This is a genomic window from Shinella sp. JR1-6, assembly GCF_004284735.1.
Taxonomy (GTDB): domain Bacteria; phylum Pseudomonadota; class Alphaproteobacteria; order Rhizobiales; family Rhizobiaceae; genus Shinella.
In genome coordinates this window covers 56347-78496 of the sequence record NZ_SHMI01000022.1, presented here as the reverse complement: position 1 = coordinate 78496, position 22150 = coordinate 56347, and the positions used below count along the sequence as shown (strand labels likewise).

Below are 22150 nucleotides of genomic sequence, written 5' to 3'. Positions count from 1 at the left end.
GTCTTGCCATGGTCAACGTGGCCGATCGTGCCGATGTTTACGTGAGGCTTGTTGCGCTCAAACTTACCTTTTGCCATGTTTTTATTCCTACTGAACGAAAGTTGGGCTAACCGGCCCGTCCGGTTTGGCAGGCGTTTAAGGCTTTCGCAACGAATGCGCAAGCGCTAAATGCACGGGAAAATCCGCCGGAAACGGGCTGGGGTGAGCCGGATAGCCCTTAGATCATGACGCGGAATCGCTTTTTCAAGGCAGGGCCTTAGGGGAGCTGCATGCGTTGATCACTCGAAGGGAAGCACGTTCGTTTCGCTCCCGCATTGCTCCTCAGCCCCAACCTGGGCGATGCCTTGCCTCTTACAGCGGGATTTCACCCAAACAATCCCGTTTCCCAAGCATCTCCGCGCCGCTCCTACGCCGAACGGATGCCGCCGCCACTCCCTTTGCTTGACTGCGTTCTCCCAGGACGCGTGCTCTAGATTCAGCGGCTCATTCTCAACCACCGGGAGGAGACGATGGCGATGATGTGGAGCGAGGCCATGGACCTTGCCTGGGCGAAGGGCAGGAATATTCAAGGCACGGACCGTGCGGACAAGCTGAACAGCGGCGACAATGACGACATTATCCGCGCCCTTGGCGGTGACGACGTCGTGAAAGGCCGAAAAGGAAACGACAGTATCGATGGCGGCGGCGGCGCGGATACCTTGCGTGGGGAGGCCGGCAACGACAGCATCAAGGGCGGTAAGGGCGAAGACAAGATCAAGGGCGACGCTGGAAACGACAAACTGGCCGGCGGTGCAGACGCGGACAAGGTCGAGGGCGGCGCAGGCAACGACACCGTCTCCGGCGACGCCGGGGACGATAAGCTCTTCGGCGACAGAGGAGCGGATACATTGTCGGGTGGAAGCGGAAAGGACGCCCTCAGAGGCGGCCAGGGCGACGATGCCCTTGCCGGTGGTACGGGTATCGACACCTTCGTGTTCGGCAAGGCGGAGGGCGACGACACGATCCGCGACTTCAAGGATGGGACCGACCTCATCGATCTGCGCGGGCAAACCTTCACCGTCACCGAAGACAAGAGCGGCTTCGCTGTGCTGAACCTTTCCGGCGGCGGCACTATCACGCTCCGCGGCATCGACATGACCGACGTGAGCGCCGACTGGTTTCTCTAGAAGCAGGGCACCTGAGCAAAAAGAAAAGCCACGACTTTAATTTGGAGGATCTCCGTGCGAATCCGCGTGTGTTCCACCTTGAAACGAGCATCCTCCTCGCCTCTCTGCCTCGTCGCGCTTCTGCTTGTCGGGATAGCACCGATGCCGGCTTCCACGCAGGATTTCGATGCGAGCGGTCCAAGCGGTCCGCGGACGGGTCACGACGATGACCAGCAGGAAATCGACCGGTTGCGCGCCATCATTCGCGAGCTTGAGACCGAAATTTCGAACCTGCGCGACGCGGCACAGCAAGAGGGAGCAGCGGCCGGCAAAACCGATCTCATTGGCACGTGGCTGGGCAACGTCGCCTGCGGGCGGCGGCAGTTCACAATCACCTTCTCCGTCGACGAACAGTTCGGCCGCGTCGGCAAGGGGAAATGGGCCTATAGCGGTGCAGCGAGAGGAACCGACGAGGCTCAGATCAGCCCGATGGCGGCGGAGGATACTCCAAACACCTATGCCATCGTTACCGCGCGACCGGATACCTACGACTACGTGGTCAAAATCGACGGCAATACGCTCACCGGGAAAGCCAACCGGCAGAACTGCCAGATCTATCTGGAACGCGGCTAGAGCGAATCGGCCTTGTCGGTCAACCAAAAGAGATGGCCTGAGCAAACCTGTAAAGTGGTGGATTTTTTGGAGCGGGTAGCGGGAATCGAACCCGCGTATTCAGCTTGGAAGGCTTCCAGAACTTTCAGACATTGCAAGGCGGCGTGTCACTCATCAAGTGAAATGCATTGACGGAAACGAGAGCGTTTCACTTTCGATTGGTAAGTTGAATAGCGCCTCCGCCCCTATTGACTTCGCCCTCTCTCAGGATCATTTAGCGCCCAAGGCGGGCATGAACACAAAGAGAACGAAAATGCGGTTCGTTCAGACGAGGATACCGCATGTCCGAGAACAAGCCGACCAAACGAAAACCGCTCTCCGAGCCGATGCTGATCAAGCATGGGAAGGAATGGCAGGTCTGCTACAAAGCCAAAGGCAAGCTCGAAAATCGAACGGTGACGGCTTGGGTATATGGGCCGGAAAGCACGTTCTTCTGCGAGGAAGGCCGCGGCTTCGTCGCCCAGCTGCCGGACAACTACTCCAAGGTTCTCGACCCATTCCCGTTCATGGTCGACCGAGTGGATAGCAAAGACGTACCGATGGAACGGCTCGGCGGCTCCGCCAACGCCATTGCCGCCGGTGCTATGTACGAATATCTCATCACTCGATACCCGGGCGGCGTGCGTCTTCGCAACGGCATCCGGATCATGCGCGACCAGAACGAGGAGACCGAACTTGAGCGTAGACGAAAGAACGGACACCCACCCGGCGACACCTGACGAGCACTATTGTGAACATCCCGGATGCAGCGACTGGGGAGGGTTCGGGTACTCCCCGAGCAAGGCGCAGCCCATTCGGTGGTGGTGCTGGCCTCACTTTCCCTACAAGGAGCCAGGAAAGCCGAAAGGGTAATAGCCGACCGCACCGACGCTCCTCGGCTGAGCAAAGCCCTAAAACGCAAAAAAGCCCTCCGCCGAAGCGGAGGGCAAGTTGCACGGATCTATTGATTTTCAGATGGCGCGGCCGAACAAGACGGTAAGCACACGCTTGATCGCTTCGGCGAAGGTAACCCCCATGGCAGCGCCGCCGATCCCGATGATGGCGATTGCCGTCATCCCCATGATCTTCCATTTCTTCACATCGTCGGTGACGGGCTTCATGTCGACGACATCACGCTTGACGGTGGAAATGTCTCCCTCGATCGCACCAACACGATCCACGAGCGCATCAACTCGTTGGTGCATGACGGCTCGACTGTCATCCGACTTCTTCTCCTGCCGGTCTATGTCAGCCCGCAGGCTTCGCACTTCAGCCACGAGCATTCCGAGAGTTCGTTCCGTGCTCTCCTGCGTCATTCCCTGCCCTGCCCCTGAATTTCTCGTGTGATATCGGCAAGCGCGGCATGCCGTTTACTGCAATCGCCGAGCGCGTGCCGATCCTTGCTCCAGAGGCGTGCGACCTCCGCCGTCTCAAGGGAACGATCTGGCAGGGTGACGGGTCCCTCGCAGCGCGCAAGCAGCGCACCGCCAACGGCTATCCTACCGCCCGATCTTGTCGAGTGCGCGGGACACCCCGCGAGGAAGGGCAGGATCGCAAGCAGGACCGCCACCCGAACGATTTGATTTCTCATCGGCGATGGCCCTCTCAAGCTCGGCGATTGCGTCCATGTGGTTCGCCGCCTGCCGGCGACGCTCCTCGTTCCAGCCGTCCTCGATGGCGTCTACCTTGGCCTGGGTGGCGATCTGCCAACGCCGCTCCTTCTCCTGCCAAGCCAACCGCTCGGATAGCTTCGCGGTTCGCGCAGCTCGGCCAACTCGGCCCTGGGCGAGATCGTCGAGCAGTGGTCCGGCCGCTGGCACGAAACGGAGATGGGGCGTCAGGTAGTTGAGGCCGGGTGCGCCCTCGTAAAAGACAAGCACCGCGGCGATCACCATGCCCTGCAGACCGAGCAGCCGGGCAAATGCGAAGAGCGTCGGCATGGCTACAGCCCCGCGAGGCATAGCTCGAGCTCGCCGATGCGCGTGGCATCGCCGTACTCGCGCCGGCGCTTGAGGCCTTCGATCACCCTCCCGCCCGCACGGTTGAACCGCGTCACCGCCTCACAGGCGCCACGAAAATCCTTCGCCATCGTGCGCTTGGCGGCGGTGGACTTGCAGATGGCGCCCACGCCGACATTATAGCCGGCGTCGAGTAGCGATGCCTGGAGCGAGAGTGGCGCGGCGTCGAAGTTGGTGATGCAGCGCGCCAACGGCTGGCGGTAGTCCTTCTCCAGGCGCCGGTAGAGCTTCTCCAGGCATTCCTTGTCGGAGAACCGGTCGCCCTTCTTCACGTTCAGCGTCTCGCCGTAGCAGACGGTCCATACCTTCCCGAGGCGGTCGTAGTAGGCGAGGTTTTCTTTGCCCTCCCACGGGCCAGCAAGATAGGTGGCCACCAGGCCGACGACGCCGAGGCCGGAAGCCAGAGCGGCCTTTGCACGTTTACTCATCGGAGAGCCCTTTTTGTGCGACGAACCTGGCAGCAAAGGCGCCGGCCGTAATGATGAAGGAAAGGCCCGCAAAGGCGCCCGTGGGGATCGGCAGCACATGACCAACGAGGGGCATGGCCACCTCCAGCCCGGACAGGGCGGCGGCGAGCAGCATAAGGCGGACGCTCCACGCGCGGCGGAGCACCGCCCGCCAGTTCGTGACGAGACGCATGATGATGTCCTTGGATGGTTGAGCCCTAGGCCCTGCTGGTTTCCCAGAGCTTCCGAGTGGCGCGGATCACCGGGGCAATGATCCGCGGGGGCAGAAGAACGACCAATCCAGCGGGTAAGATCTCGCCCCAGGAGGCAAGCCCAGGGTTCGCCTCGTAGATCCGCTCGGTGTTTCGTTCATGGCTGCCGTAGTAGTAATGCGCGACCGCATCGATCATGTCGCCATCGGCTGTGACGAGCGCGTCGGTACCGTCGTCGAGCTTGACTATCCGGTCCGCAAAGGTGCTATCCATCCGCTCCTCCGCTTGCCGGAACATCGCATTGCAGCGAGTTCCCGAAGTAGTTCTCGCTCGTGAAGGTGTGGACAACCGACTTGATCTTCCACAGCCCATCGACCTTTTGCCGTGCACCGGAAACGGCCGCGAATGAACCGGCCGACACATGCGGGTCGCCTTCGATTTCGAACGTCGCCTCAGCCTGAGCCATGACGAGATCGGTCGCCTTGGATTTTGCGGTGCGCTGCGCTTCAGCCTTATCCTGATGTGGGTATCGGAGGAGAAATTTCGGACCGTCCAACCCCGTGGCCTCTTTGACGACCTCACGCTTGTTTGCGGCACGGTCGAAATAGGTCGCCTCCACCTCGTGATACTTCGGCGCATCCTTCAGCGTCACGCTGTAGCTGATGAGGTTTCCAGGCCGAGTGATGTTCGTGATTTCCATTGGCTCGCCGCTGGCGGCGAGCCCCTTCCCCTTCTCGACGACGACAAGCCGCTGCTGCTTGAACGAGATCGAGGCATTGAGTTTGTCGCCTAGCCGTTCAACGAACTCCAGCCCGTCCTCATCGGCCTGAGCCTCGAACGTGTTTTCAATCGCTGCGATCACGTTGGCTACAGACAACTGCACCCCGATCACGCCCGCGACGGTGCGGAAGATATCGCCGTATGTCGGGAATTTCTCCTTTGGGTAGGCCTTAGGCTCTCGCTGCTTTGCGAGAGACTTCGCCGCAACCGACTGTGCGGAGATGGTGATCTTCTGTGGCCACCCGTTCAAGCTCACGTTGTCGACTTCGAATAGACCATAGTCCCGAAGGTTGCCGGCATAACCACCGATCGGGTTGAGGATCGCCCCTGTCTCCGGGACCTCTGTCATTCCCAATAGGTCGTTGAGCTCGAGCTCAAGAGTGTCGGCCGTCAGCCCCTCGTTGTCCGTGATCGTCATCTGCGACAGAATGCCGGCGAGACGGCCGGTAACGTCTAGGCCGTTGGCGTTGATGAAAAACTGCGGGACGGGCATTAGAACCCCAATCTGATTGAGAAGCTGGCGTTCACGCCGAGGCCGAGGCTGAAGTCGGCGGCCGCCGCGATGGCGATCGCCCGCGCTGGCGATGAGTCCTCCCTCATCAAAGACATCGAGACCGTCACAGTACCCGGCGTCAGCATGACATCGAGGAGCGAGTGGCTGTCATCGATTTGCACCCCGGTCCACGAGCCGAAGATGTTCATTGCTCTGCCGTTGACATGGACAAGCGGATAGGTCGCCTGCGCATTGATCGCCTGCCGTATCGATGCAAGCTGGGCGAGGCCCCGGCCGTTGAGATGATGCGGGTGAAAGGTCGAGCTGAGGGTGATCTGCTCATTCCCAGGACCAAGTTTATGGATTGGAGGAGCCCGGCCGATAACCGGCACCGGGCTCGTCCGAGGCTGCAAGGAGCGCCTGATCTCCTCAACCGAATAGGTCGGGATCGTGAACCGGAACGGTCCCCAGGCCATGAGCATCATGAGTCTCCGTAGGTTTTCGCCCCGCTGAACGCCACTTGCGGCCCGCGCCCGAGCTGACGCTCAAGCACACTGGTGAGCCTGCCAACGACCGTTGCCGCGGCATCCTCCGCAAGCTTTTGCAAGTCGGCGGCAGACGAGCCGTTCACCTGCAGCGTCAAGTCGATGTTGATAGGGGCGTGGATTGTCGGCCCGGAGGACGAAGCCTCCTGCCAGTCCTTGTTCGAGGTGATGTAGCCGCTCGCCGGCGCGGTGAAGGGCTCAGGGCCCCGCTCGCCGACGAGATAAGTCACCCCACGCTTAACCGGCCCGCCCCGGGCGCGCGGCCCGCCGAACTTGTTGGTGTTCGTGGGGGAGGAGTAGCCGCCCCCGGCCGGTGCCCGGAGAGCCGCCGCCAACTGCCGAGCCAGCGAAAGAGCCCGCTGGATGTCGGCCGTGTTCACGGTCGGCTTTCCTTCGACGGTGAGCGCCTGCTCGACACGCTGGCCGATCGCTTGCGCTTCCGTCTCCGCCTGCGCGCCGCCCTGGGCGAGAGCGTTGCCGTAGGACTTCAATGCCCGCTGCGCAGCCATAGGCCACTCGCTGGTCATCTGGTCGAGCTGCGAACTGATGCCGGCCACCTTCGCTTTGTTGGCAGTGGAACCTCCAGCCGCTCCCGCACCTCCTCCGCCGCCGATCGTGACACGGGACGGGTTGAAACCGAAGTTCTCCTCCACCCACTTGTCGATGCCATCGGTCAGCCCCCAAAGGTTTCCCTTCGGGTCGGCAGCGCCAAGGAGTTCGTTGGTCGTCAAGGCTGCACCGGCAATGCCGGCCCCCCTGAGTAGCTTCTTGAAGAAGCCGCCACCCTTGCTCGCCGCAGCCGCTGCGCCTCCAGCTGCGCCAGCCGCGCCGGCGGCCGCACCGCTACCGGCCCCCCCGCCCCCAAATAGACCGCCGAGGAGACCTGCCCCACTACGAACAGCGGCGTAGGCGGCGAACGCCGCGGCAGCCATTCCGAATGCGGCGAGAAGTTGCCGGGAGCCCTTGTCCAGCCCGAGGAAGCCGTCAAGGATCGAGTTGGTGGCATTGATGATCGGCCGGGTCACGTCCTCGAAATCCTGACCGATACGGGTCAAGACCGTCTCGACGGTACCGGTTAGCTTCGTCCAGTCACCGTAGAGTTCGGCGTTAGCCTTAGTCCCGATATCGTTGGCCACTCCTTCCGGGGTATTGTTCATCAGCTCCAAGAGCTTCTGGAAAAGCGGCCACTGCTGCGCGATCAGGCTGGCGCGGCCACCCTGCCGGTCGGTGAAGTAGGCGTTGAGATTCCCCTGCGTGGGATTGCTCGACATGATGGCGTTGAAAAGACCCACCACATCAACGCTCTCGACCGAATACTTATGGTAGTCGCTCAGCGCTTTCGAAAGGGCCTGGGCATCCTTTGCCGCAACCTTACCGCCCTTGCCCGCAAACAACGAATTCAAGATGTCGGACATCTGCGTCGTGAATTCGCCGCTGTCGGAGGCAACGGAGCGCGTCTCGCCAGTTTCAGGATCGGTGAACTCGCCCTCGTTCATCAACTGGGCGATTGCCTCGCGCATCTCCGGCGTGATCCGTTTGCCGAAGTTGTTCTTCATCATGATCTCGACGCCTTCGGCGTTCATCGCGTCCGGCATGGAGACATAATCGTTGTAGTCAATGCCCATTGCTGCGAGCGAGTCCCGCCCCTTCTTGGTCGGAGCGACCAGCTTCGAAGACATGGTGCGGGCGAAGACACCGGCTTCGTCACCCCGGAGACCGGAACGGCGAAGCACCATGCCGATAGCGGCGGCATAGTTATCCGGCAGGTTCACGCCCTTCGTCGGACCGCCGCCGTATTTCATGTACTGGCGCACGTCCTCATCGGACATGCCGCCGTTCTTCGCCATCCAGACGAGGTTGTCGACGAAGGTGCTGATCGCGTTCACATCCGAGAGATCGATGCGCTTGGAGAGAGCCGAACCGCGGACTGTTTCAGCCCCCTCTTCCAGGGTCACCCCCATGGCAAGCGAGTAGTCGGTGATCTTCTCCGTCAGATCCATGATCTGCTTCACGTCGCGGATACCGCCCTGAAGGATCATCGTCTGGGCCTTGACCACATCAACGTTCGAGAAGCGGGTATCGCCACCGATCTTCTCAGCCTGGCGGTTCAACTTGCCGCGCTCGTCAGGGTTAAACCCACCGAGAGCCGACTGGTATGCGGCCACCTCGTTGAAATCGATAGCATTGAAGAAGGCTTGCCCGATGGCGCGGCGCCCTTGGTCTCCAACGACGTAACCCGTGCCGGCGACGATGGCGTTGTGTTCCAGCGAGCGGCCGGACTGAGGGTTTCGCCCTCCCGGGCGGGGCTTCGGCTTGACCTGCTCCTTCTCGACCTTCCGAAGCTCGACAAGGGTCTTAGCGACTTCGCTCCGGATCTTCTGCTGCGCGGTGGCAACATTCCGGCCAGAGTTGACGCTATAGCTACGCAGCGCCCGCTCGGCACTCGTTACGGCCTGCGTCTGCTGGGCGAACGCGAGAGCAGCATTCTTGACGGCCGTGCGAGCACGGTCGAGATCCTGCTGCATCTTCTTCGTCGGGCTGGCAGAGCTGGCAAGAGCTTTCTCCAGCCCCTTCACCCGATTTCGCGCTTCCTCCAGGGCGTTCGCGAGATCTTTGAGGCCTCGCTTCGAGCCGGCGAGGTTGTCGAGGGCACCGGACTTGGATTTCAGGTACTCCAGCTGCTTGACCAGCCGGCGTATCTCCGGCGATCCGCTCTTGCCGAGACGGCCGAGCGTACCGTCGAGGTTGCGGAGCGTGCTTGCCACCTTGGCAGAAGGACCGCTCACGGCATCGATGAGCTGCAGCCGCAAGCTCGCTGTGCGTGACGTCATTTCTTCACCTGAAAATGATGGGCCTCAACCCAGTTCTGGACGAGCTCGTCGAACGTCATCTCGTCGATGTCGCTCCAGCCGATGCCGCCGAAGGAGGCGCGCATTACGACCCAGGCGATGGTTCGCCACTGTCGGATGTGGAAGACGTATCCTCGGGCACTTCCGAGGTCTCGGCCGTCTCCTCGTTCGGCAGTGACGCGCGATCGAAAAAACCGTCGATCACCCCTTCGAGGCGGGCACCGTCGATAAAGTCGAGGGAGTTGATCACGACCGCTGGAGCGGTGATGAATGGCTGGTCCACAGTGTCTTCAGCGTCAGGGCCGAACTTTGCGATAGCTTCTGCCACCGCCCGCGTATACGCCTTCCAGACCTTGATGGTCGGGCGCGTTACGGTGATCTCCGTAAATGTCAGCCCACCCCACTCGACGGGGAATTCAAGGACCAGAGTAGTCTTGCGGTCCTCTTCATCACCGATGAATTTGGGCGGGGGCGGCTTCATTTTTCCACCGCCTCCGCCTTCGGCCTGCTTCTGCGCCTCACGCGCCTCAATGACTGCGATTTCGGCGGGCGTCAGCGCCTTAACGATCTGGTCCATGCTTTCCCCACGAAACAAAAAAGCCCCGGCGCGTGGCCGGGGCAGAGGAAGCGGTCAGCCTTAGAAGCCGAGAGCCGCGTTCAGTTCGGAAATCTGGTTGACGCCGTTCACGATGCGGATCGGCGGCCACGCCTGGAGCTCGTGGATCTTATCGACATCGACCTCGTAGCGAAGGTACTTGATGCCGTTGACGATGAACTCGAAGCCCGCCTTTTCGCCGCGCTGCCAGCGATCCCGGTTGGAACCGTTGATGCAGCCCTGCACGATGCACATGTGGCGGGCGATGCCGCCGTCCGTTTCGCGCAGGACACCGCCGCGGAAGGTCAGGCGGGTTGTGATGCCCGGGGCCTGGGCCATCTGCTTCATGATTTCCGGGTTGAGACCGGCCATCTTGACGGTGACCTGCAGCGCCTCGATGGCCGACATCGGCTGATCGACGGCAAGATCCATACCGCCACCGCGATAGTTCTGGGTGGTGGGGACCGGGAACGGCAGCTCGATTTCTTCGGTGTCGATACCGTAGTCGGAGCCGCCGATGTTCATGGTGAAGCCCTGCAACAGATGCCGCATCGCTTGTTTCTCCTATGGATTTTCGGGAGGGGTCAGGCGACGAGCAGCGTCGTGCCGGCCATGCGCGCGATTTCGCGGACGGCGTTGGCGGACAGGGTGTCGTAGTAGCCAGTGTTCCGGTTGAAGACGAAGGTGATGTGCTCGATCGGAGCCGGTCCCTCGCCGTCATAGGACACGTACAGGTGCCCGTTGACCCAGGTTTCCTTGGTGTTCAGCGCCGGATCGAGCCAGACGCGGCCGCCGAGCGTTGCGCCCAGGCCGGTCCAGCGGCGGAGGCCGGCATTGACCGTTTCGGCGATGTCAACGAGAGGCTGAAGACCGAAGGGTTCGTCGACGAACGGTTCGCAGGCGATCTCGACGGAATCGATGATCGTGTCGTGCGCGCGCCGTACAGACCAGAACTTCTTCAGGCCGTCAGACGATGGCACCCGGCTTCCCCACAGCTTGAAGCCGCCGCTCTTGGCGCGCACGACGCACGCCACCGCGTTGCGGTTGAGCAGCTGGGATTCCGCCGAAGGGTCGCGGAAGGAGTGCTCGATGGAACGCGACGTGCCGATGACGCCCTTGAGCACCTTGTTGGACGGCGAGTGCCAGAAGCCCTTCTCGTAGTCGACGCGGGCCTGAAGGCCGGCTACGCGTGCCGATGCCGGCTGGCTGACCGGCGTGCCGTTCTTGAAGACCTTCACCATCGGCTCGACGATGAGCAGGCGGTCAGTGTCGAAGTCGCCGCGATCGCTGATAGCCGCCGAGGTGGTGGTTGCCAGCGAGTCCTTGATGACACCAGCACGGAACATGTCGGCCAGCGCCAGCATCGCCATGGTCACCGGGTTGGCAACCGTGCCGACCGTTGCGGTAGCCGTCGCCGGCGTCGTCGGTGCGCCACCGCCAGTCAGCGTGACCGTCGGTGCGGTGGTGTATCCGACACCCGGGTTCGTCACGATGATCGCCGTAACTTTGCCGGTCTCGCTGTTGATGACGGCGATTGCCGTCGCGCCCGTGCCACCGCCGCCCGTGATCGCAACCACCGGCGCCTCGGTATAGCCAGCGCCGCCGCCAGCTCCGACTTCAATCGACGCCACACCATCGGTCGGCCGCTGGGATGTGAAACCGGGGGCGATCATCAGCTTCGGCGTTAACCCGTGATCGTTGGGCGCATTGCGGAACGCGTGCAGGCCTGTGCGCATCGTCGCGTTGCCGATGATGTTCGACATCGTTTCCCAGATGTTGGCACCCTCCTCGACACGAACGAGGAGAACGGTCTGCGAGACCTTCCCAGCCTGGTCGAAGATGGCGGCGAGAGCGTCGGGCAGTGTGCCCGTCTCACCAAGGCCGGCCGGCAGGCCGTTGATACCGTGGATCGGGATAGACTTGTCCGTCGGAACGAGGGTTTCGTTCGCGTCCGGCGCCGTGCCGATCAAGGCGATGATGCCGGTATCGATCGTTTCCACCGGACGCGGGCCGTCGGTCTTCTCGATGGTCTCCAGGCCGTGCAGATAGATGTCCATGGAAGGTTCCTTTGCAGGCAACAAAAAACCCGCGCGAAGGCGGGCTTCGTGCGGGTTGCGCCCGGCGAGCGGGCAAAGAAAAACCCGCCTCAGAGGGCGGGTCCGGGTTCGTTAGGTGGCCGGCTGCGGCCAATAGGTGTTTTCGGCATAGTCGGGCGGGATGCCCGCCTCGAACGGCGCAACACCATCTTTCATGTTCCAGCTCACCTGCATGACGGCCTCGATCCAGGCGACCCCCTTGGTGACAAGCTCGATCATCTGATCGGCGGTCAGCATGTGGTTGACGTCGGCCGCATCGCGCAGCAGGAGGATGGGGTCAGTGATGCCGGCAGCCTTGGCGCCCTGCGCCGCGATCAGGCGGGATTGCAGGTTGATCTGGTCCTTGAGACGGCCCTGCAATGGGACCGGGCCATAGCCGGCGACGACAAAGGTAGCGCCGGCCTCGATACGGCGATCGCGTTCGGCGTTGACATCGTCACCGGTCGGAGGCGGCAGGGCCGTCACCGTCCAAGCCGCCCCGTCCCATCCAAGATGCTCGGTCGCGGGTTCATATGCCGGCGCGTCGGGCGCGGCCACAAAGCCAGCGTCCGCGATCTCGCCGGCCGTGAAGCTTTCAGGATCGGTGCGGATGAAGCCGCTGGCGAGTGTGATCGCGTACGGCACAGGGGCCGGCCATGAACCGTTGCGGGTGTAGAGCATCACTCACCTCCAACTTGGATGATGACGCCGGCAGAGTTCATGCCGTAGAGGGCCTTACCGTCGTCCCGATATGAAAGATAAAGCATCGCCCCCACGGTTATGCGAGCTGTGACCTCGGTCAAACTACCCGTTAGCGTCCACGGAGTTGGTAGGTTGTGGCCTCGTATCGAGTATTCACTACCGGTCGTAAAGAACAGCCGATCCCCAGCAGGCGGGACAACAGCAGAGTACCCCACACCGCTCAACCCCACGCGTCTGACGAAGGCGGCTGACGATATCAACCAAGGTGTAGATAGGGTGTACTCGTTGACGTATCCGCCGGAATTTATGGTCCCAAGAATAAGCTTTGTACCGTCTGGCTTGATCGATATGCCGCCCGGTGCGGTATCCTGCGCAGTCACATTCAAGCTGCCCACAAGGCTAAGCGTTGAGAGGTCCCATGGTGTGGACAGGTTGTACTGCCGCACATAGGCTGTTGCTGCGCTGTCAGAGACATAAAGCGATGTCCCATCGGGCTTGAAGGCGAGGCTCATGCCCGTCCCGAGCGACGGCAGGACGACGCCGCCGACATAGACTGCAGTGTCGATCCGCCAAGGCGTCGACATGCGAAATTCCTGAACTTTGTCGTCGGCGTTCGTGAGCACATAGAAGCGCTGTCCGTCCGGGCGAACATACAGACCCCTGACAGTTGCGCCGACTGATGGAACGGTATCAAACTGGATCGGCAAGGTTGCCGGCTGAAACGCCACAACGCCGGGCCGAGTTATGGTTTTTCGTTTTGCCGTCAATATCGACCCATGGCCGCCAATATGCCGAATACGAGGCATCAGACAGCATCCTCATCGTAGTAGACGACGGTCACATGGATGTCGCCGTTGGCCGAGGCCAAGCCGGTCAGATCATCGCCCGCTTCCAGCGAAAACGCCCCCACGATCGCCGGGATGACGTCCTTGGCTGTCACCGTCGCCTGCGAGAGCAGCGGGTTGACAGCGTTGGAGTGCGAAGCGTTCAGCCAGCGAACCGTTGCAAGCGCGTCATTCGATGCGTCAATGCTTGTGCACTGGATCATGGTGAAGTGCCGAACCTTCCCGGTGGGCACGACGTCAGCCATGATCCGCTGCGAAGAGGTCGTCAGCTCGATGCCGAACGTCTTTGGTGTGGTTCTCGCCATCTCGCCCTACCCCGCGATCCATCTTGCAAAATATTCAGCGCCGCGGATTTGATCGGCGATTGCTGTATTGACTCCAGCGGCCGCCGTGTTCGCGGCCCCTGCGGCAGTGTTGGCCCCGTCGCGAGCTGCGTTTGCCTGGCTGATGGCCGTGTTCAGGCCAGATATGGCCGTGGTCACCTCTGCCAGCTTGGCGGTGATCTGCGGCTGGATCTGGTCGAGGGCGTGCTCCGCCCCCGCCTCAAGATCTGCCCGCGCGGTGCTGATCATCGTCGTGAGGTCGAGGAGCTTTTCTGCGATCTCGTCCATCTTCGGACCGAGGATCAGGTCCGTTCTCTCTCTCACAAAGGCGGCATACTGCTTGATTGCCGCCTCAAGGCCATCCTTCAGGATCTCCAGTGGGTCGAGGTGCGCCTGGATCTCCAGCAAAATCTTCGTCAACAGGGCAACGTCGACGAAGGTATTGCGGTTAAGCTTGATCGATTCAGTCAGTTTCACGGGCATTGGCGATTGCCTCCGGCGGCAGGGTCTCCAGCACGGACCCCTTGATCGTGTGCTTGAGGTCCGGCCGCGGAAGCAGGCGCTGCCTGCCCACGGTCACCGGCTGAGTGAGTTCCACCTCATACTGTGAGGCGGGCTTGTATTTCGGCTTGGCGGCCATGGGAGGCTCCCGGTTAGAGGGCGTTGTAGTAGACGCTTTCGACGACGAAGCCGTCGGCCGCATCGGTCGTCGCGCCGACCAGTTTCATGGCAAAAGTCGCTGAGGGCGCCACGAGCCCGAAGGTCATCCGGCGCTCGACCCGGCCATCGGCAAGGGTCGTGTCCGTCGTTGCATCAGGCGCGTCGGTGTTGGCACCGCTGAGAACCGAACTGGTCAGCGTGTGCTTGGCGGGCTTCCAGTTGCGGAGCACCACGATCATCTCGACGGTGGCGGCAGGAGTGCCGCAGTTCTTGACCTTGGACTGCCAGACGAAATCGTCGTCGGCGCGAGAGAGCCGGACCCTCGTGTTGGCGAGGTTGATGCCCGGCATCGCATCACGCGTTCCCACCATCAGCGCCCCGAAGACAATCGTCGGCGGGAGAACGGCGAGCGGGTGGGTACCCGAGGTCTTGTCGATCTCGTGCCAGGCGCCGCCGATCCCGTAGCGGAAAATCAGCTGCGACCCTTCCGGAACGTATTCCTCCGAGATGATGTCGATATCGGTGATGCCGCCGCTCAGGGTGAGCGACTGCAGCTCGACCTCAACATAGTTGTTGTCGAACTGGGCAAAGTACTGCCGCATGCACATGTCTTTGCCGAGGTCGGCGATGTAGCCGAGGCCGTCGCCGTTGTGCAGTGAACCGAGCGTGAGATAGTTGTCCGCCCGGCACGCGACCGCATAGTCGCCCGCGGTGGACAGCTGCAGCGCGTACTTTTCGCCGGTCTGCATGAAGATCGGCTGCATGACAGCCTTGTTCTCATGCCCATCGGTCCCATCGCCCGCCGACGCAACAGCATCCGAAATCAGACCCTGGCTATAGGTCTTGTCGAAGCTGGGCTGACCACCCGTGAGACCGGTGAGGTAGACCTTCAAGTCGTCGGCCGTGACCTTCGAAAAGCGCAGGCCAAGCTCAAGCAGCCAGCCCGGCTGCGCATTGAGGAAGGTCTGTGCAAGCAGGTTGCCGGACACGGCGTCCGTCATGCTTCGGTAGCCGTTCCAGTACGGGATTTTGTCGCTGAAGAACTGCTCGACGCGGCGATAGGTTACGCCATCCTGCACCCACTCGTCGGTGACGACCCAGTTCTCGGTGCCAACCTTGAAGGTCTGCGTCAGGTAGTTGTAGGTGTAGCGCCCGTCCTGCCACAGCTGCGAGTTCTCGCTCACGATCATCGAAGGACCGGAACGACGACGGGTCTTGGCCCCCGGATATACGGTCGCCGAGACGTTGCTGTAGTTGTAGTCGGCGACGTTGACCGAAATGTCCTGGCGCCAGATGTTGAGGCGCAGAGACTTCGTGAAGCGCGGGAGAGTCCAGCCCGACAGCGTCATCGTGCGGCCATTGCCGGGGTTCAGCAGCTGCGGCGTGATCTCGATGGTCGCAGCCCATGGGAACCGCAACCCCTCCTCAACACGAGCCTTGTACCCGACTGCGGCCTCGTCCGTCCCGGTGAGCGTCATGAAACGCTCATACCCATCGAGCAGGCCGTCCGAGCTACGACCGAACATATCGCGAAGTTCGGCCACGAAACGGGCGATCTGGTTGATCAGCGGCACGTTCATGCGGCTGATGCTCTGCTGGGTGTTGGCGATGGTGGTGCCGAGCGTTTCCAGCTGCGTACCTGCGGCCGCCAAAGTGCCCTCAGCGGCCTTCAAACGGGCTTCCTGTGCCTGGAGGCTTTTCACCTGAAAATCGTAGGCCATCTCGATAGCGACGACCCCTGCCCCGACCTGCATCGTGACATATGCGATCGCCGTGTAGCTCGGCAGGAGAGCCGGGCGCATCGGCGTCGGCGCCTCTTCACCCGCGACCAGGCCGATGCCGATCTTGCGGCGCTTCTCGGTGAAATGCGACTTGGAGATTGCCTCCTTGGTCGTCTCGTCCTCGAAGCTGCGCGGCTCGGCGCCGGTGGGCACCTCAGCGCCGGTGGCAACGATGGTGATGATCTTTTTCGAGCTGGTCGGCGATACCGCCAGAAGATCCACCGGCGTGAGAGCCAGATCAGGCAGTCCGTACATGATGCCGTCGAGAATGATCCGGCCGACGACGACGTTTACCGAGGACGACGTATCCTGCAGGACGTTGAAGCCCTCCCAGCCGCGCCCGCGGCCGACAGCCATCGCGCCGAGGGCGTCGAGGCCCTCCTGAGCGAAATTGCCCATATTGTTGAGGTCGATAGTCTCGACGAACTGGAAGTCGCCGAAAGAGACTTTCCTCATCGTTAGAATCTCCTGAGCATTTGGCCGAGCCGCACGGAGCCGTCCAGTCGCGGACGGTCGCCAAGGGTCACAGGCGTGAAGATGTCGGTGTGGATGACGAAGGCGTCCGTGCCGCCTTGCGCGACCTTCACAGCCTCGATCGCCCGCTTCAGGCGGGTGTGAGGAAGCGTCGTGACGGCACCGAGCGTGCCGCCGACGCGGAACCTTCGCGTGGGGGATGGTTCACGGATGTCCACCTTCAGGTGCCCCGTGAACGGCTTTATCCCCAGCCGGGCACTGTTGAGGGCGAAGGTGCCGCTCGGCCGGTGCGCGTACTGGGTGGCGGCCTCGTCGTAGAGGTAGACCCGCTGGTAGAGATGAAGGTAGGCGGGATCTCGTCCGCACAGCATCCGGCTGCTGATCACGCCGCCTGGGGTGCAACGGCCGAGAAAGCGCGCCGACGGCTCGGGCGTGTAGGCTTCGGCCACCTCCTCGTATCGAGTGTCGACCGGTTCATAGCCCAGGGCATATTCGCGAATGCGGATGTCAGCTTTGGACGAGACGGCGCTCTCGGTGAGGGTCACCGTCATGAATTGCGCTTTCGCATCGCCGTCCGGCCTCAGATATCCGAGGGGTCCGCCAGTCCGGAAGGCGGTGAGCTTGCGCGGTGGCAAATGCACCCGGACCGTCTTTTCGGAGAACTTCGTCTCCGATGAACGCTCCAGCTCATGCACCTTGAGCGCCGTCTCCTGTCCGCCCTTCCAGAGGAAGGCTCGAACGCCGTAGTAGACGGCGGCAGGGTCGGGACCGCAGATCGCACCACCCGGCCGGAGAACGAAGTTCCGGCTCACATACCGCGCGCTGCTCTCTCCCTCGTACCGGGACCGGTGTTCGTAGAGGCGAAGCTGAGGCAGATGCGAAAGCCAGCGCTGCCGGCGCTCGCCGGTGAGCGATACGCCAAGATAGGGCCGCTTCGGTGGCAAGTCGTAGCCCTTCAAGGGCGCATCGACCAGCAGGAGGCAGAGGCGGATAGCGCGCATCTTGCCGATGTTGCGAAGGATCTCCGGCCACAGGGCAATCGCCTGGCGCTTGCGGAATTCCGGCCAATCATCAAACCACAGCCGAACACCACGGCTATGGGCGAGCCACGGCAGCAAGCGTTCAGGGCAGGTCCAAGGATCCTGGGCGCGGCGGATGGCATCGACATCGAGCGGCCAGCGTTCCCCGCTAACCTGCTCGAGACGACGCTCCATCGCACCCGCCGGCTCGGTCGGGTGGATGGTTCTAAACATCGGTCAGCGCGCTCCTGATGATGATCGAAGACACATGGATCAGCTGGCCATAGCCGGCCGATATGCCGTTGGGCGGCGTGTTCAACGCGACACGCTCTGCCCCGCCGACCGAGGCGGCAGCTTCGATTGCGGATCGAGGAAGGTCGCGGTGAGGTTGCTTGCGATCGGCCGCCATCTTGGCAACCGCATCGGCACCAGCACGCCGCAAGAGCGCCGGGTCCGGGCCGCGCAGATGGAACATCGTCAAGTCGAGAACGGTCTCGATAACCTGCGACGACGTGACGTGGACGATATCGGTCGCCTGCTTCACGTCCTCGCGGTCGATGTATTCCTGCGTCCCGATCACGAGGTTTGCCTCGACGGCACCCGTGTTCCCCACCCAATTCAGCCGCGTGGTCATCGGCGCGCCAGCATCGACCTCCTGCCACGCCCCCACCCATTCGGCCATCAGCGCAAGGCGCACGGTCGGCTGGAGGGGGTTGGAGCGGTCGTACCAAGCCCCGACATGTTCGATCACCGGCGAGAAGTTCATGCAGTCCGCCTGGTAACCGGAAAGGCGGCCGCCAGAGCGATTCTGGATCTCGGCAATGATGCGGCGGCGGAAGCGCTCGTCCTTCTCATCCGGCTGGCGAAGGAGGCCCGTGAACTGGGCGGCGAAGTGGTCGAGCGCGCCCTTGACCGCGAAGGCGATCAGCGTCTGCTTGTAGACATCGTTGATCGCCACCCGGCAGAGCATTTCGCGGATGTTGTCCGCACGCTGCAGGATGATGTACGGGTCGAACTCAAGGTCCTGAACTGTGATCGGGTACCCTGCGAGCACCAGCAGCTCGACGAGCTTTTCCTTGCGCGCATCGAATGCTTTCTCGAATTCGACTTCGACAAGCTGCGGCGCCGGCAGCTGCGCCATCGGCAGCTCACCCACATAGATGGTCATCTGGAGGTCCCCGATTACTCGGAGGACACGCCCTCGCCATCGACCAAGTCGATAACCACGGTCTTCTCCGATGGATTGCTGTAGTCGCCGAGATGGCCATCTTCGAAGTAGATGCCGCCGAGCGTCAGGAGCACATGGCCCGGCGTGGCCGCGTCGATGTTCGCCTGCAGCAGGACGAAACCCGGCTCACCGTATTGCCGCCCCTCGACCGTGCGCGGCTCAAGCGCCTGCGCGGTGTCGAGATAGAGAGCAATGACCGATTCCGGGTTCTGCGGGTCGTCGATGCGCTGGGGGATTTTCGAGCCGGCCCCTCGCCGCTGCGGCATTGAGCCAAGTTCCGTGTTCAAGATTTTCTTGATGCTTTGCAGGCAGTGCGGCCAGCCGCGAAGCAGTTGGCCGGTCTCTGCGTCGAAACCGACCCGGGCCATCAGGCTTCACCGCCGCCGGCTTTGCCGCCCTTGCCGCCACCAGCTTCCATGTTGACGCCGCCACCGCTTACCGTTGTCGGCTGCCCCGGCGCTGTCTCCGAAATCTGCCCCATCTGCGCCGGGTACTTGGCTTCATCGACACTGAGCATGCCGACCGGCTCACCGATCTTCCGGTACTTGTCGAAAAGAAAGCCTTCGACCGCGGCGTAATACATCTTCTTCGTCATACGGGGTCTCCTTGCGCCTCGGCGCTACTGAAGGTCAGGAAGCGGGACCGTTTGCCCCGCCAAATCGTGCGTGCTGTCCGGCAGAAACTCGATGTTGCCGAGCGTGACGAAGGAGTGGCAGCGCCGCTCCTGGGCCGCTATTTCGAGGACACCGCGTTTGACATCCTCCTGGCTCCAGTCCTGCTCCTGATCGAAGTTGACACCCATCACGAGGATTGACGGCCGGAACGTCGGCAATTCCGCGTCCCCGGTAAATGTCCACCGCGGCCCGGGTCCGGCTCCCACCCGGATCTGATGCATCTCGCCGCACCCCGGACAGGCGAAGGCGATGCCGCCGCCTTCGAGGCTGCGGAGTTTTCGAGAAAGAGCGGCCATGTTGAACCTCGTTACGGAAGCGGAGGACCGGGAATGCCGGGCGGTGCACTCTCGTGCCCGTGCGTGGAGCCGACATTCTTGCCGTCGTGGTCCTGGCGCCCACCGGTCTGATAGAAGCCGGCACCGGTGAAGCTGAAGGAGCAACCACCCACGGCGAGAAAGAACCCGGACGCTGATTGCCGGAATGTGGTGTCGCCGAATTTCGTCAAGCGCTCACCCTGCGTCTGATGCGGCTGTGCCGCCTCATCGGTGTAGCCACCCGGCAGGATGAACGCTCGGCCCAGGTCGCCGCCGGGCGAAAAGAGCATGACGCGCTGATTTTTCGCCATCGGCGTCCATTCGGCATAGTCGCTGTTCGCCGGCTCCAGCCACGGGGTGGGTTTCGTCGGGATGCCATGAGCATCGACGATCGCCAGCCCCTTCGTGTAGTCGACATCAAGAACCGTGCCTTCGCGGATCATGCTATTGATCCGGACCGTCTGCCGCTCGACGATGCGTTCCAACTGCGCAACGCGCCGGACGAGCTTCATGACGGCCTGATCGAAGTTCATGGCGATGGCCCTACTGGATGAAAGGTCAGGTTCGGAGGCAGCAGCACCGGAGGGCCGAACACTCGACCAACAGCCTCTGCCGTCTTCGTGCTCCAGCCGAGTAGCTGCCGTTCACGCTCAACCTCACTCCACCCCGCCGGGGCGGTTAGGGCTTGCCGGATATCGATGACGCGATCGGCGTAGTCGGTGTAGGTTGGCGTGCCCTCCAGCTTGGCGAGGAAGGCCTCGATTTCCGGAGGAATGGTCCCGGAGGTGTTTTCTCGCACCGAGGTCATCTCCATCGAAATCTGCCGTGCAGCAAGCCGCTGACCACCTTCCGCCGATGCGCCGCGTCGGCTGACGACATTGTCGTAGGACGCATAGAGGTAGCTGAAGGCGTTGGCAGCCTCGTTGTTCGCGGCGAGCGCACGGAATATCTGGCTCTCGAAGAAGTCGAGAGAGGATTCGATTTCACTGTCCGTCACCGGGCAGTCGAGGCGGTAGTCCGGCCGAGCACCGGTCGTCACTTCCCGAGCCTGGACGATCAGCAGTTCGAGCGTGATCGTGGTGAGGCGGCGCTTGTTCTGGCCAGCCCCCTTGTTCCAGTGGTTGAAATCGTAGTCGGTATAGACCACGCCGCACGGGAACATCTTGTCGGTCTTCATGTCCTCGACCGGTTCGATTTTGGAATCGAACCAGTTGGGACCAGCGATTGTCGGCCATGGCGCCGACATGAAATTGTTCAAGGCGCTGACAGCGGCGAGGCGGCCAACAACGCGATAAACGCTCATACCTGGGCACCTCCGTGAGACAGCATGAGAACAAGCCGAGAAAGGCCGTCACGAGGAACGGACATCACATCGAAGCTCGGAAGCTCCGGGTTGTCGGGAAAGACGACGATATCGCCCTGCTTCGGTTCTTCGCTGCCGAAATACCGGCGATCGACGGATAGCTGCGGATCGCGGCCGGTCTGGAGCGCGCGAAGGTCGTTGGCTTCTCGGTACGATTTGCGAACGCCGAGCTGGAGCCCCTGCTCTGTTGCGACATAGTCGAAGACCCCTCGCCCGGTCACTTCGTGGCGGGTCGGATCCGGCCCCGGCCGGCCATTTGGCGTTGATGCCTGCGGCACGAGCGTGAACCGGATCGCGTTGACACGATCAACCGTCCTGCTCGCTGTTCGATCAAGGCGGCTGAAAATGCCCATGGCTTACTTCTCGGCCTTCGTCGGCGCGGCCTTGGCGGGAGTGGCCTTGCGCTTCTCCCACTCTTCCGGGGTTACAACGAGGTCGGCATCGCCGTAGATCTTCGCCTTCTTCTCGTCGAGTGCGACGGGTTCGCCGGGCTCCCGGTGGCGCCCTTCGATAACGGTGGCGATGGCGACAACATACTCTTTCATCTGGCTTTTCCTTGTTGCCAACTGGTCGGCGGCTTTCACTGCCGTCGGTTAGAAATTGTCGTTGAGACGCACGCGGCCGATGCCAGAGGGGTTAGCAGCGACTGCGACCGCCACGCCAACCTTCGTGTTGCCGGACGAGGTGGTCGTCATGATGCCGCCCGAGGTGGCATATATGACGTCGCCGATAGCCCAGGCTTCAGCCGAAGTTTTCGGCAGGTCGTAGACCTCGCCGGTTTCAAGATCGAAGGGCTTGCCCTCGGCGGCGCTGATTGCAGCCACACCGAAGAATGCGCCGATCTTGTAGAAATTGCCGGAAACAACACCACCGGTCGGGGCCGGCAGGGTGAGGGTTTTGCCCGGCTGAACATAGTTGCGCATGGGGATCTCCCGTTATGCGAAAAGAAAAAGCCGAC

Annotated in this window: 30 protein-coding genes; 3 read left to right on the top strand and 27 right to left on the bottom strand. The window is 62.1% G+C overall.

Going from position 1 to position 22150, the window contains the following annotated elements:
• The first annotated feature begins 509 nt into the window (after positions 1–509).
• The 3 genes from EXZ48_RS26890 (at position 510) to EXZ48_RS26880 (ending at position 2536) form a co-directional block, all read left to right on the top strand.
• Entirely contained in the window at positions 510–1166 is a 657-nt protein-coding gene (locus EXZ48_RS26890; RefSeq protein ID WP_130519689.1) for a calcium-binding protein, read from the top strand.
• Positions 1167–1307: 141 nt separating this feature from the next.
• Positions 1308–1778: a hypothetical protein gene (locus EXZ48_RS26885; RefSeq protein ID WP_130519687.1), complete on the top strand. Its 471-nt coding sequence runs from the start codon at positions 1308–1310 to the stop codon at positions 1776–1778.
• A 320-nt stretch (positions 1779–2098) separates the two neighbouring features.
• Complete coding sequence (locus tag EXZ48_RS26880; RefSeq protein WP_130519685.1) at positions 2099–2536, top strand: hypothetical protein; 438 nt, start codon at positions 2099–2101, stop codon at positions 2534–2536.
• 231 nt (positions 2537–2767) lie between these two features.
• On the opposite strand, the gene EXZ48_RS26875 is transcribed toward EXZ48_RS26880, so the two are convergent.
• The 27 genes from EXZ48_RS26875 to EXZ48_RS26750 all read right to left on the bottom strand — a co-directional run bounded on the left by EXZ48_RS26875 (position 2768) and on the right by EXZ48_RS26750 (position 22115).
• Positions 2768–3112: a DUF1515 family protein gene (locus tag EXZ48_RS26875; RefSeq protein ID WP_130519683.1), complete on the bottom strand. Its 345-nt coding sequence runs from the start codon at positions 3110–3112 to the stop codon at positions 2768–2770.
• A 183-nt stretch (positions 3113–3295) separates the two neighbouring features.
• Positions 3296–3736 carry a hypothetical protein gene (locus tag EXZ48_RS26870; RefSeq protein ID WP_130519681.1) on the bottom strand — a complete coding sequence of 147 codons (441 nt, stop codon included), beginning with the start codon at positions 3734–3736 and terminating at the stop codon, positions 3296–3298.
• 2 nt (positions 3737–3738) lie between these two features.
• On the bottom strand, positions 3739–4242 hold the full coding sequence (locus tag EXZ48_RS26865; RefSeq protein WP_130519679.1) for a lysozyme: 504 nt from the start codon (positions 4240–4242) through the stop codon (positions 3739–3741).
• Positions 4235–4453 carry a hypothetical protein gene (locus EXZ48_RS26860; protein ID WP_130519678.1) on the bottom strand — a complete coding sequence of 73 codons (219 nt, stop codon included), beginning with the start codon at positions 4451–4453 and terminating at the stop codon, positions 4235–4237. Before EXZ48_RS26860 ends, EXZ48_RS26865 begins: the two co-directional genes overlap by 8 nt.
• Before the next feature lie 25 nt (positions 4454–4478).
• On the bottom strand, positions 4479–4745 hold the full coding sequence (locus EXZ48_RS26855; protein WP_130519676.1) for a tail protein X: 267 nt from the start codon (positions 4743–4745) through the stop codon (positions 4479–4481).
• Positions 4738–5745 (bottom strand): phage late control D family protein, encoded by a 1008-nt coding sequence (locus tag EXZ48_RS26850; RefSeq protein ID WP_130519674.1) that lies wholly within the window; start codon positions 5743–5745, stop codon positions 4738–4740. Before EXZ48_RS26850 ends, EXZ48_RS26855 begins: the two co-directional genes overlap by 8 nt.
• A complete protein-coding gene (locus EXZ48_RS26845) occupies positions 5745–6230 on the bottom strand; it encodes a phage tail protein (RefSeq protein WP_130519672.1) in 486 nt (161 codons plus the stop codon). Before EXZ48_RS26845 ends, EXZ48_RS26850 begins: the two co-directional genes overlap by 1 nt.
• Complete coding sequence (locus EXZ48_RS26840; protein ID WP_130519670.1) at positions 6227–9121, bottom strand: phage tail tape measure protein; 2895 nt, start codon at positions 9119–9121, stop codon at positions 6227–6229. The genes EXZ48_RS26845 and EXZ48_RS26840 overlap by 4 nt, the downstream gene beginning before the upstream one ends.
• Positions 9122–9224: 103 nt before the next feature.
• On the bottom strand, positions 9225–9716 hold the full coding sequence (locus EXZ48_RS26835; RefSeq protein ID WP_130519668.1) for a hypothetical protein: 492 nt from the start codon (positions 9714–9716) through the stop codon (positions 9225–9227).
• 60 nt (positions 9717–9776) lie between these two features.
• Complete coding sequence (locus EXZ48_RS26830) at positions 9777–10286, bottom strand: phage major tail tube protein (protein ID WP_130519666.1); 510 nt, start codon at positions 10284–10286, stop codon at positions 9777–9779.
• Between the two features lie 32 nt (positions 10287–10318).
• A complete protein-coding gene (locus tag EXZ48_RS26825; RefSeq protein WP_130519664.1) occupies positions 10319–11791 on the bottom strand; it encodes a phage tail sheath subtilisin-like domain-containing protein in 1473 nt (490 codons plus the stop codon).
• Positions 11792–11902: 111 nt separating this feature from the next.
• Positions 11903–12490 carry a hypothetical protein gene (locus tag EXZ48_RS26820; protein ID WP_207900511.1) on the bottom strand — a complete coding sequence of 196 codons (588 nt, stop codon included), beginning with the start codon at positions 12488–12490 and terminating at the stop codon, positions 11903–11905.
• Positions 12490–13317: a YncE family protein gene (locus EXZ48_RS26815; protein ID WP_130519662.1), complete on the bottom strand. Its 828-nt coding sequence runs from the start codon at positions 13315–13317 to the stop codon at positions 12490–12492. Before EXZ48_RS26815 ends, EXZ48_RS26820 begins: the two co-directional genes overlap by 1 nt.
• On the bottom strand, positions 13317–13661 hold the full coding sequence (locus EXZ48_RS26810) for a hypothetical protein (protein ID WP_130519660.1): 345 nt from the start codon (positions 13659–13661) through the stop codon (positions 13317–13319). Before EXZ48_RS26810 ends, EXZ48_RS26815 begins: the two co-directional genes overlap by 1 nt.
• Before the next feature lie 6 nt (positions 13662–13667).
• Positions 13668–14162, bottom strand: a complete 495-nt coding sequence (locus tag EXZ48_RS26805; RefSeq protein WP_130519658.1) for a hypothetical protein — start codon at positions 14160–14162, stop codon at positions 13668–13670.
• Complete coding sequence (locus tag EXZ48_RS35030; protein ID WP_165909436.1) at positions 14143–14319, bottom strand: hypothetical protein; 177 nt, start codon at positions 14317–14319, stop codon at positions 14143–14145. The genes EXZ48_RS26805 and EXZ48_RS35030 overlap by 20 nt, the downstream gene beginning before the upstream one ends.
• Positions 14320–14332: 13 nt before the next feature.
• Positions 14333–16576 carry a hypothetical protein gene (locus EXZ48_RS26800; protein ID WP_130519656.1) on the bottom strand — a complete coding sequence of 748 codons (2244 nt, stop codon included), beginning with the start codon at positions 16574–16576 and terminating at the stop codon, positions 14333–14335.
• Between the two features lie 2 nt (positions 16577–16578).
• Positions 16579–17847, bottom strand: coding sequence for a phage tail protein I (locus tag EXZ48_RS26795; protein ID WP_207900509.1), 1269 nt, complete (start codon positions 17845–17847; stop codon positions 16579–16581).
• Complete coding sequence (locus EXZ48_RS26790; RefSeq protein WP_130519654.1) at positions 17840–18781, bottom strand: baseplate J/gp47 family protein; 942 nt, start codon at positions 18779–18781, stop codon at positions 17840–17842. Before EXZ48_RS26790 ends, EXZ48_RS26795 begins: the two co-directional genes overlap by 8 nt.
• A 14-nt stretch (positions 18782–18795) precedes the next feature.
• Positions 18796–19209, bottom strand: coding sequence for a GPW/gp25 family protein (locus EXZ48_RS26785; protein ID WP_130519652.1), 414 nt, complete (start codon positions 19207–19209; stop codon positions 18796–18798).
• Positions 19209–19436 (bottom strand): hypothetical protein, encoded by a 228-nt coding sequence (locus EXZ48_RS26780; protein WP_130519650.1) that lies wholly within the window; start codon positions 19434–19436, stop codon positions 19209–19211. Before EXZ48_RS26780 ends, EXZ48_RS26785 begins: the two co-directional genes overlap by 1 nt.
• A 24-nt stretch (positions 19437–19460) precedes the next feature.
• On the bottom strand, positions 19461–19811 hold the full coding sequence (locus tag EXZ48_RS26775) for a DUF6527 family protein (protein ID WP_130519648.1): 351 nt from the start codon (positions 19809–19811) through the stop codon (positions 19461–19463).
• Positions 19812–19822: 11 nt separating this feature from the next.
• The gene (locus EXZ48_RS26770) at positions 19823–20362 is read right to left on the bottom strand and encodes a phage baseplate assembly protein V (RefSeq protein WP_130519646.1); all 540 of its coding nucleotides are present in this window, start codon (positions 20360–20362) and stop codon (positions 19823–19825) included.
• The gene (locus EXZ48_RS26765; RefSeq protein ID WP_130519644.1) at positions 20359–21132 is read right to left on the bottom strand and encodes a hypothetical protein; all 774 of its coding nucleotides are present in this window, start codon (positions 21130–21132) and stop codon (positions 20359–20361) included. Before EXZ48_RS26765 ends, EXZ48_RS26770 begins: the two co-directional genes overlap by 4 nt.
• The gene (locus EXZ48_RS26760) at positions 21129–21545 is read right to left on the bottom strand and encodes a hypothetical protein (protein WP_130519642.1); all 417 of its coding nucleotides are present in this window, start codon (positions 21543–21545) and stop codon (positions 21129–21131) included. The genes EXZ48_RS26765 and EXZ48_RS26760 overlap by 4 nt, the downstream gene beginning before the upstream one ends.
• 3 nt (positions 21546–21548) lie before the next feature.
• A complete protein-coding gene (locus tag EXZ48_RS26755) occupies positions 21549–21737 on the bottom strand; it encodes a hypothetical protein (protein WP_130519640.1) in 189 nt (62 codons plus the stop codon).
• A 48-nt stretch (positions 21738–21785) separates the two neighbouring features.
• Entirely contained in the window at positions 21786–22115 is a 330-nt protein-coding gene (locus EXZ48_RS26750) for a DUF2190 family protein (RefSeq protein ID WP_130519638.1), read from the bottom strand.
• Positions 22116–22150: the final 35 nt, after the last annotated feature.

Bases quoted from the DNA above. Each gene is read 5' to 3' on its own strand.
- EXZ48_RS26840 (WP_130519670.1), bottom strand. From the start codon at position 9,121: ATGACGTCACGCACAGCGAGCTTGCGGCTGCAGCTCATCGATGCCGTG.
- EXZ48_RS26850 (WP_130519674.1), bottom strand. From the start codon at position 5,745: ATGCCCGTCCCGCAGTTTTTCATCAACGCCAACGGCCTAGACGTTACC.
- EXZ48_RS26820 (WP_207900511.1), bottom strand. From the start codon at position 12,490: ATGCTCTACACCCGCAACGGTTCATGGCCGGCCCCTGTGCCGTACGCG.
- EXZ48_RS35030 (WP_165909436.1), bottom strand. From the start codon at position 14,319: ATGGCCGCCAAGCCGAAATACAAGCCCGCCTCACAGTATGAGGTGGAA.
- EXZ48_RS26890 (WP_130519689.1), top strand. From the start codon at position 510: ATGGCGATGATGTGGAGCGAGGCCATGGACCTTGCCTGGGCGAAGGGC.
- EXZ48_RS26870 (WP_130519681.1), bottom strand. From the start codon at position 3,736: ATGCCGACGCTCTTCGCATTTGCCCGGCTGCTCGGTCTGCAGGGCATG.
- EXZ48_RS26775 (WP_130519648.1), bottom strand. From the start codon at position 19,811: ATGGCCGCTCTTTCTCGAAAACTCCGCAGCCTCGAAGGCGGCGGCATC.
- EXZ48_RS26860 (WP_130519678.1), bottom strand. From the start codon at position 4,453: ATGCGTCTCGTCACGAACTGGCGGGCGGTGCTCCGCCGCGCGTGGAGC.
- EXZ48_RS26790 (WP_130519654.1), bottom strand. From the start codon at position 18,781: ATGACCATCTATGTGGGTGAGCTGCCGATGGCGCAGCTGCCGGCGCCG.
- EXZ48_RS26880 (WP_130519685.1), top strand. From the start codon at position 2,099: ATGTCCGAGAACAAGCCGACCAAACGAAAACCGCTCTCCGAGCCGATG.
- EXZ48_RS26755 (WP_130519640.1), bottom strand. From the start codon at position 21,737: ATGAAAGAGTATGTTGTCGCCATCGCCACCGTTATCGAAGGGCGCCAC.
- EXZ48_RS26835 (WP_130519668.1), bottom strand. From the start codon at position 9,716: ATGGACCAGATCGTTAAGGCGCTGACGCCCGCCGAAATCGCAGTCATT.
- EXZ48_RS26885 (WP_130519687.1), top strand. From the start codon at position 1,308: ATGCCGGCTTCCACGCAGGATTTCGATGCGAGCGGTCCAAGCGGTCCG.
- EXZ48_RS26780 (WP_130519650.1), bottom strand. From the start codon at position 19,436: ATGACGAAGAAGATGTATTACGCCGCGGTCGAAGGCTTTCTTTTCGAC.
- EXZ48_RS26795 (WP_207900509.1), bottom strand. From the start codon at position 17,847: ATGTTTAGAACCATCCACCCGACCGAGCCGGCGGGTGCGATGGAGCGT.
- EXZ48_RS26765 (WP_130519644.1), bottom strand. From the start codon at position 21,132: ATGAGCGTTTATCGCGTTGTTGGCCGCCTCGCCGCTGTCAGCGCCTTG.
- EXZ48_RS26805 (WP_130519658.1), bottom strand. From the start codon at position 14,162: ATGCCCGTGAAACTGACTGAATCGATCAAGCTTAACCGCAATACCTTC.
- EXZ48_RS26770 (WP_130519646.1), bottom strand. From the start codon at position 20,362: ATGAACTTCGATCAGGCCGTCATGAAGCTCGTCCGGCGCGTTGCGCAG.
- EXZ48_RS26785 (WP_130519652.1), bottom strand. From the start codon at position 19,209: ATGGCCCGGGTCGGTTTCGACGCAGAGACCGGCCAACTGCTTCGCGGC.
- EXZ48_RS26810 (WP_130519660.1), bottom strand. From the start codon at position 13,661: ATGGCGAGAACCACACCAAAGACGTTCGGCATCGAGCTGACGACCTCT.
- EXZ48_RS26815 (WP_130519662.1), bottom strand. From the start codon at position 13,317: ATGCCTCGTATTCGGCATATTGGCGGCCATGGGTCGATATTGACGGCA.
- EXZ48_RS26875 (WP_130519683.1), bottom strand. From the start codon at position 3,112: ATGACGCAGGAGAGCACGGAACGAACTCTCGGAATGCTCGTGGCTGAA.
- EXZ48_RS26865 (WP_130519679.1), bottom strand. From the start codon at position 4,242: ATGAGTAAACGTGCAAAGGCCGCTCTGGCTTCCGGCCTCGGCGTCGTC.
- EXZ48_RS26825 (WP_130519664.1), bottom strand. From the start codon at position 11,791: ATGGACATCTATCTGCACGGCCTGGAGACCATCGAGAAGACCGACGGC.
- EXZ48_RS26800 (WP_130519656.1), bottom strand. From the start codon at position 16,576: ATGAGGAAAGTCTCTTTCGGCGACTTCCAGTTCGTCGAGACTATCGAC.
- EXZ48_RS26845 (WP_130519672.1), bottom strand. From the start codon at position 6,230: ATGATGCTCATGGCCTGGGGACCGTTCCGGTTCACGATCCCGACCTAT.
- EXZ48_RS26760 (WP_130519642.1), bottom strand. From the start codon at position 21,545: ATGGGCATTTTCAGCCGCCTTGATCGAACAGCGAGCAGGACGGTTGAT.
- EXZ48_RS26750 (WP_130519638.1), bottom strand. From the start codon at position 22,115: ATGCGCAACTATGTTCAGCCGGGCAAAACCCTCACCCTGCCGGCCCCG.
- EXZ48_RS26855 (WP_130519676.1), bottom strand. From the start codon at position 4,745: ATGGATAGCACCTTTGCGGACCGGATAGTCAAGCTCGACGACGGTACC.
- EXZ48_RS26830 (WP_130519666.1), bottom strand. From the start codon at position 10,286: ATGCGGCATCTGTTGCAGGGCTTCACCATGAACATCGGCGGCTCCGAC.